Raw genomic sequence first — 5503 nt, 5'->3', positions numbered from 1 at the left:
CCGTGCCCCGGTGTGTTACTCCTTACTTCATTTGGTTCCGAACAATCAATAGAGCAAGTGGTTATTTACGATCAACCATTAAGATCAAGTGAATAACACCTTAGCTCGTACATAGGACAGGAGAGAAAAACATGACAAAGCATATTTTTATAGGTATCGATGTATCTGAAAATACTTTAGACGTTTGGTTACACCCATTGAATAAATATAAAGTTTTTGATAATGATCAAAAAGGAATTAAGGAGCTAGTTGAATATATAGCGGATTATAATATAGCTAAAATTGTAATTGAATCTACTGGTGGACTTGAATATAAAGCAGCAAAAACCTTACAAAAAACAGGCTATTTGGTATCAGTAGTTAATCCTTATTTTACATCAGCATTTAGAACTATGAGAGGTAAGTTTACAAAAACTGATACTATTGATGCACAAATGTTAGCATTATTTGCAGAAAAAATTAACCCTGAGTCTAGAAAAGTAGCGAATGAGATAGAAAAAGAATTAAAAGAACTTACATCTAGACGTAACCAATTAATTACTATGATAGTATCTGAACGCAATCGCTTACGTAGAGTTACTAATCAAAAAATAATTAATAGTATAAATAATGTTATTGATTTACTTAATAGCCAAAAGGAAGAAGTAGAAAAGCTTATATTACATCTTATTTTAAATCTAGAAAGTTACAAAGAAATATATAATTTACTTATTACTATCCCAGGTATTGGTTCTATTATAGCAATAACCTTAATTACAGAATTACCAGAGCTTGGTAATTTAAATTGTAAACAAATTGCTTCTTTAGTAGGGGTAGCATCTCACTGTAAGGAAAGTGGGAAAATACGATTTAAAGCAAAAACTAAAGGTGGTAGAAAAACAGTACGGGCAGCATTATATATGGCAGCTGTTACTTCTGTAAGATGTAATTCCGCCGTTAAACCTTTTTATAAAAGACTTGTGGAAAAAGGAAAAGCCAAAAAATTAGCTCTTACTGCTGTAATGCGAAAGATAATAATTATTATCAATAATATTGTTAAAAACAAACGACCTTGGCAGGAACAATATAAACAAATTATCTTGACTTCTTAAACACAATCACCACCATGAAATATTTTGTGGTGGTTAGAACTTAAAAATCTAAGTTTAACTAAACGGGGCAAATCAAAATGACTTCCACTAAAAAAATAATAATCTTTCTAACACCATTTTCAAATTCTAAAGACCGTAAGCGTCATAGAGAACTCCTTAATTCATATTGTCGGCAAAATAATTTCACTATATTAAAAATCTTAGAGCAAAGCTCATTTGATCATGCTATTTTAAGAGAGCTAGTTGCTCAAATCGTACACGAGCCTAAAGGAACCATTACTGCTTTTATTGAAGATAAATTATTAAACACTCCAAACAGTATAGTTCTCTTTTCAGTAATTGGGACTTTATATTTACTTGGACTGATTAAAACGGAAATATATAATAAATCTTATACTGAGTTAAAACTTTGTGGTTCAATACTTGATGATTTTTTAAGTATTGTAACCTTTAATCTTAATTTTTATATTCCAGGATAAATTATAGTATGCTAAGATATTGCTTTTTAAAATAAGTGATTATACTCGTTGAACTTGAAAAATTGGTTGCATCATCCTACAAGAGCTGTGGTGCTGAACGTTTAAGTATACGCTCCTCGCCGGGCATTATTACGTGGATCAATTTCACCTCTGTCATCCCGTGGCTTGACCACGGGATCCAGTTAAAAATACTAATATTTTAGTATTTTTTATTGTTTTTATGGCCACCGTGGTCAAGCGAACTAGGTGACATAGTAGGTTTTACCGATTCACGCAACAAGGCCTCCTCGCTTTGTGGACTCCTTGCTCTTTTTCAAGTTGAACTTTGTATCCCAATTCTTCATTTTACTTCGGAGTATATCAGTGTCAAAATTTTCTTTTAATATTCATCATCAGAATAAAAAAGCTAGAAGCGGTGTTATCACAACTATGCATGGAGAGATTCGCACTCCTGCCTTTATGCCGGTCGGGACTAGAGGAACCATTAAGGCAATGCTGCCTGAATCGGTAGCTGAAACAGGTAGCGATATATTACTCGGAAATACTTACCACTTAATGCTGCAGCCTACTGCCGAGCGTATAGCACGTCTTGGTGGCCTGCATAAATTCATGAATTGGGATAAGCCGATATTAACCGATTCCGGCGGTTTTCAGGTAATGTCGTTATCGAAGTTACGTAAGATAACCGAAGAGGGAGTAAGTTTCAGCTCTCATATTAACGGCGATAAATATATGTTAACTCCTGAGCGTTCTACCGAAATACAATATCTGCTCGGTAGTACGATCACTATGGCTTTTGATGAATGTACGCCTTACCCTGCAACCTTTGAAGAAGCTAAAACTTCTATGCAGTTTACGACTAGATGGGCAAATAGATCACGTAATGCTTTTGTTAAACGAGATGGTTATGCACAATTCGGTATTATTCAAGGTAGTGTTTACGAAGAATTACGTGAGCAATCGGCTAAGGATTTAGTAGCACTCGATTTTGAGGGTTATGCTATAGGCGGGCTTGCAGTAGGCGAAGGGCAGGAGCTTATGTTTAAAGTACTTAACTATGCTCCCGATTTTCTGCCGCAAAATAAGCCGCGCTATTTAATGGGAGTCGGTAAGCCTGCTGATATTATCGGTGCTGTACGCCGAGGTATAGATATGTTTGACTGCGTAATCCCAACACGTTCAGGTCGCAACGGTCAGGCTTTTACTAAATACGGCACGGTAAATATCCGCAATAGCAAATACGCCGATGATAACGAGCCGCTTGAACATGATTGCCTATGCCCTGCTTGTAAAAACTATAGTAAAGCTTATCTGCATCATTTAGTTAGAATTGGTGAAATACTCGGCTCTATGCTAATGACATGGCATAATTTAACATATTTCCAAAACCTAATGAGCCGTATTAGAGAATATATTAAGCTAGGTAAAGATTTTGATTTTGATTCTTAAGATGGTTTATTTTATCATATGACCTAGAAAAACCTGTTCGATGTCATTCCCGCGTAGCATTGTTGCGTGGATATCGATGATGTCATTCCTGCGAAAGCGTGAATCTAGTAAAACCGACAAAAAAACTTGTTTTTTTAGGTTTATTTTGTCAATATTAAGACTATTTTTTCTGGATTCATGCTTTCGCAGGAATGACATCATCGATATCCACGCAACAATGCTACGCGGGAATGACATAGGATGCTTTTCTTGATCAATACAACAAAGTCACTTAAAAAACCTAAATTACTAATGCAAAATATTGATTTAATATCTGAAGAAGAAGCAAAAAAATTACTAGAAGAGCTCAGCTGTAAAATAGCAGCGTATAATCATGCTTATTATATAGAAGATAATCCTTTAGTTTCAGATGCCGAGTATGATCAGCTATTTAATACCAATCTAAAGCTAGAGCAGAAATTTCCCCATTTAGTTTTAGAAAATAGTCCTAGCAAAAAAGTAGGGGCTAAAATAGCAAATAAATTTGCTAAAGTTACCCATCAAGCACCTATGCTATCTCTTAGTAATGTTTTTGATGAGCAAGATGTAAGAGATTTTGTAGATCGTATAAAAATCTTCTTACGTCTTGATGAGTTTGATCCTATCTTTTGTGAGCCTAAAATGGACGGTTTATCTTTTTCTGCTATTTATAAAAACGGGTTGCTTATAACGGGAGTTACAAGAGGTAACGGATATGTCGGTGAAGATATAACGGCAAATATTAAAACAATCAAAAATTTCCCTCATAAAATAGATAATGCTCCGGAGTTTTTAGAAGTACGCGGGGAAATTTATATTGAAAAACAAGATTTCTTAAACCTAAATAAAGAACAAGAAGAGCAGGGCAGAGATAAATTTGCTAATCCTCGTAATGCTGCTGCCGGTTCGCTTCGTCAGCTTGATGCTTCTATTACCGCTCAAAGGCCGCTCAAATATTTTGTCTATTCAGGTGGAGTAACTGAGCAGAATCTTGCTTCTTCACAAGAGCAACTACTTATAAAGTTAAAAGAATTTGGCTTTAGTGTTAATGAAATATCTAAGCTTACAAATTCCGAAGAAGAAATTTTCACCTTTTATGAATATCTCAAAACAAATAGAGAAAAATTACCTTATGAAATTGATGGGGTAGTATATAAGCTAAATGATTTTGCACTGCAAAATAGAATGGGGTTTATTGCTAGATCTCCAAGATTTGCTACCGCCCATAAATTTCCTGCAATAATAGGACAAACAAAATTGCTTTCTATTACGGTGCAGGTAGGTAGAACCGGTACGTTAACACCGGTAGCCGAGCTTGAACCTATAGAAATAGGTGGGGTAACCGTTAGTAGAGCAACGCTGCATAATTTTCAAGAAATCATGCGAAAAGACGTACGAATCAAGGATTATGTATTTCTGCAACGTGCCGGTGACGTTATCCCTAAAATCACAGGAGTTGATTTTGATAAACGCCCTAATGATACCATGCCGTTTGATACTCCTTTATTTTGTCCGTCATGCAATTCTAAATTGCATTACATTCCTGAAGATATTATTATATGCTGTGATAACGGCCTTAATTGTCCCGCTCAGAATTATGAACGTATCCGTCATTTTGTATCGAAAAATGCTATGGATATTGAAGGGCTTGGACGTAAGCAAGTTGAGTTTTTAATAGATAAGGGGTTAATTAGCAATCCACTCGATATATTTTTTTTAAAAGAAAAAAATGATTCTAGCTTAGCAAAACTTGAAAACATGGACGGGTGGGGCAAGAAATCAGTAGAGAATCTTTTTAAAAATATAGAAAAATCAAAGAACGTTAGTTTGCCAAGATTCATATGTGCTCTAGGTATAAGGCATATCGGGGAACAAAATGCTAAATTGCTTGCTAGAGAATTTGGTAGCTATGCTAATTTTATAGTTCAAATGGAACTGCTTAGTAAAAATGATTCGGATATCTATCAGAAACTAAATGATTTGGAGGGTATCGGTGATAAGATTCTAGTAGATATTATTGATTTTTTTGATGTTAAAGAAAATACCGCACTTATCAAAAAACTTGGTGAAGTATTAAATATTGAAGATTATAAAGAGACTAGAGAACAAAGCAGTTTAACAGGTAAGATAGTAGTATTTACCGGTAGCTTACCGACGATATCTAGAGCTGAAGCTAAAGCAACGGCTGAAAAACTTGGAGCTAAAGTTGCAGCTAGCGTATCATCGAACACGGATTTAGTAATAGCAGGCACAGATGCAGGTAGTAAGCTTAAAAAAGCTAAAGAGCTTAATATTAAAATTATTGATGAAGAAGAATGGCTTGCAATAATAAAAAATGTTTAGAAAGAGCAGCTGTTGCGTTTTTTGCAACAGTTCAAATAGAAGGAGAACGGAGTGTCGAAAGACAAGTAGAATATTATAATTTAGATGCAATAATATCAGTCGGGTATAGGGTGGGAGTGTTGA

7 protein-coding genes are annotated in these 5503 nt (G+C 34.9%); 6 read left to right on the top strand and 1 reads right to left on the bottom strand.

Going from position 1 to position 5503, the window contains the following annotated elements; genetic code table 11:
- The first annotated feature begins 131 nt into the window (after nucleotides 1–131).
- The 4 genes from SB78_RS06630 (at nucleotide 132) to tgt (ending at nucleotide 3019) form a co-directional block, all read left to right on the top strand.
- Nucleotides 132–1091, top strand: coding sequence for an IS110 family RNA-guided transposase (locus SB78_RS06630; RefSeq protein WP_041079561.1), 960 nt, complete (start codon nucleotides 132–134; stop codon nucleotides 1089–1091).
- A 77-nt stretch (nucleotides 1092–1168) separates the two neighbouring features.
- Nucleotides 1169–1570 carry a hypothetical protein gene (locus SB78_RS06625; protein WP_041079560.1) on the top strand — a complete coding sequence of 134 codons (402 nt, stop codon included), beginning with the start codon at nucleotides 1169–1171 and terminating at the stop codon, nucleotides 1568–1570.
- Nucleotides 1571–1605: 35 nt separating this feature from the next.
- The gene (locus tag SB78_RS09785; protein ID WP_158510117.1) at nucleotides 1606–1773 is read left to right on the top strand and encodes a hypothetical protein; all 168 of its coding nucleotides are present in this window, start codon (nucleotides 1606–1608) and stop codon (nucleotides 1771–1773) included.
- 160 nt (nucleotides 1774–1933) lie between these two features.
- Entirely contained in the window at nucleotides 1934–3019 is a 1086-nt protein-coding gene (tgt, locus tag SB78_RS06620) for a tRNA guanosine(34) transglycosylase Tgt (RefSeq protein ID WP_041079559.1), read from the top strand.
- 6 nt (nucleotides 3020–3025) lie between these two features.
- Here tgt and SB78_RS09485 read toward each other — a convergent pair whose 3' ends face one another.
- On the bottom strand, nucleotides 3026–3256 hold the full coding sequence (locus SB78_RS09485; RefSeq protein WP_146625061.1) for a hypothetical protein: 231 nt from the start codon (nucleotides 3254–3256) through the stop codon (nucleotides 3026–3028).
- A 54-nt stretch (nucleotides 3257–3310) separates the two neighbouring features.
- Between SB78_RS09485 and ligA the strand changes: the two genes are divergently transcribed.
- Both ligA and rhuM read left to right on the top strand, forming a co-directional pair.
- Complete coding sequence (ligA, locus tag SB78_RS06615) at nucleotides 3311–5380, top strand: NAD-dependent DNA ligase LigA (RefSeq protein ID WP_041079563.1); 2070 nt, start codon at nucleotides 3311–3313, stop codon at nucleotides 5378–5380.
- Nucleotides 5353–5503, top strand: a 151-nt coding sequence (gene rhuM / locus SB78_RS08600) for a RhuM family protein (protein ID WP_146625060.1), incomplete at its 3' end; no start/stop codon positions are given. The genes ligA and rhuM, both read left to right, overlap by 28 nt.

The organism is Rickettsia asembonensis (assembly GCF_000828125.2).
GTDB lineage: Bacteria > Pseudomonadota > Alphaproteobacteria > Rickettsiales > Rickettsiaceae > Rickettsia > Rickettsia asembonensis.
Note: the sequence above shows the minus strand (reverse complement) of the source record. Positions and strands in the feature narration are given on the sequence as shown.

What these genes read in the sequence shown, in the direction of transcription:
- ligA (WP_041079563.1), top strand. Translation starts at nt 3,311, where the DNA reads ATGCAAAATATTGATTTAATATCTGAAGAAGAAGCAAAAAAATTACTA.
- SB78_RS09485 (WP_146625061.1), bottom strand. Translation starts at nt 3,256, where the DNA reads ATGTCATTCCCGCGTAGCATTGTTGCGTGGATATCGATGATGTCATTC.
- SB78_RS06625 (WP_041079560.1), top strand. Translation starts at nt 1,169, where the DNA reads ATGACTTCCACTAAAAAAATAATAATCTTTCTAACACCATTTTCAAAT.
- SB78_RS06630 (WP_041079561.1), top strand. Translation starts at nt 132, where the DNA reads ATGACAAAGCATATTTTTATAGGTATCGATGTATCTGAAAATACTTTA.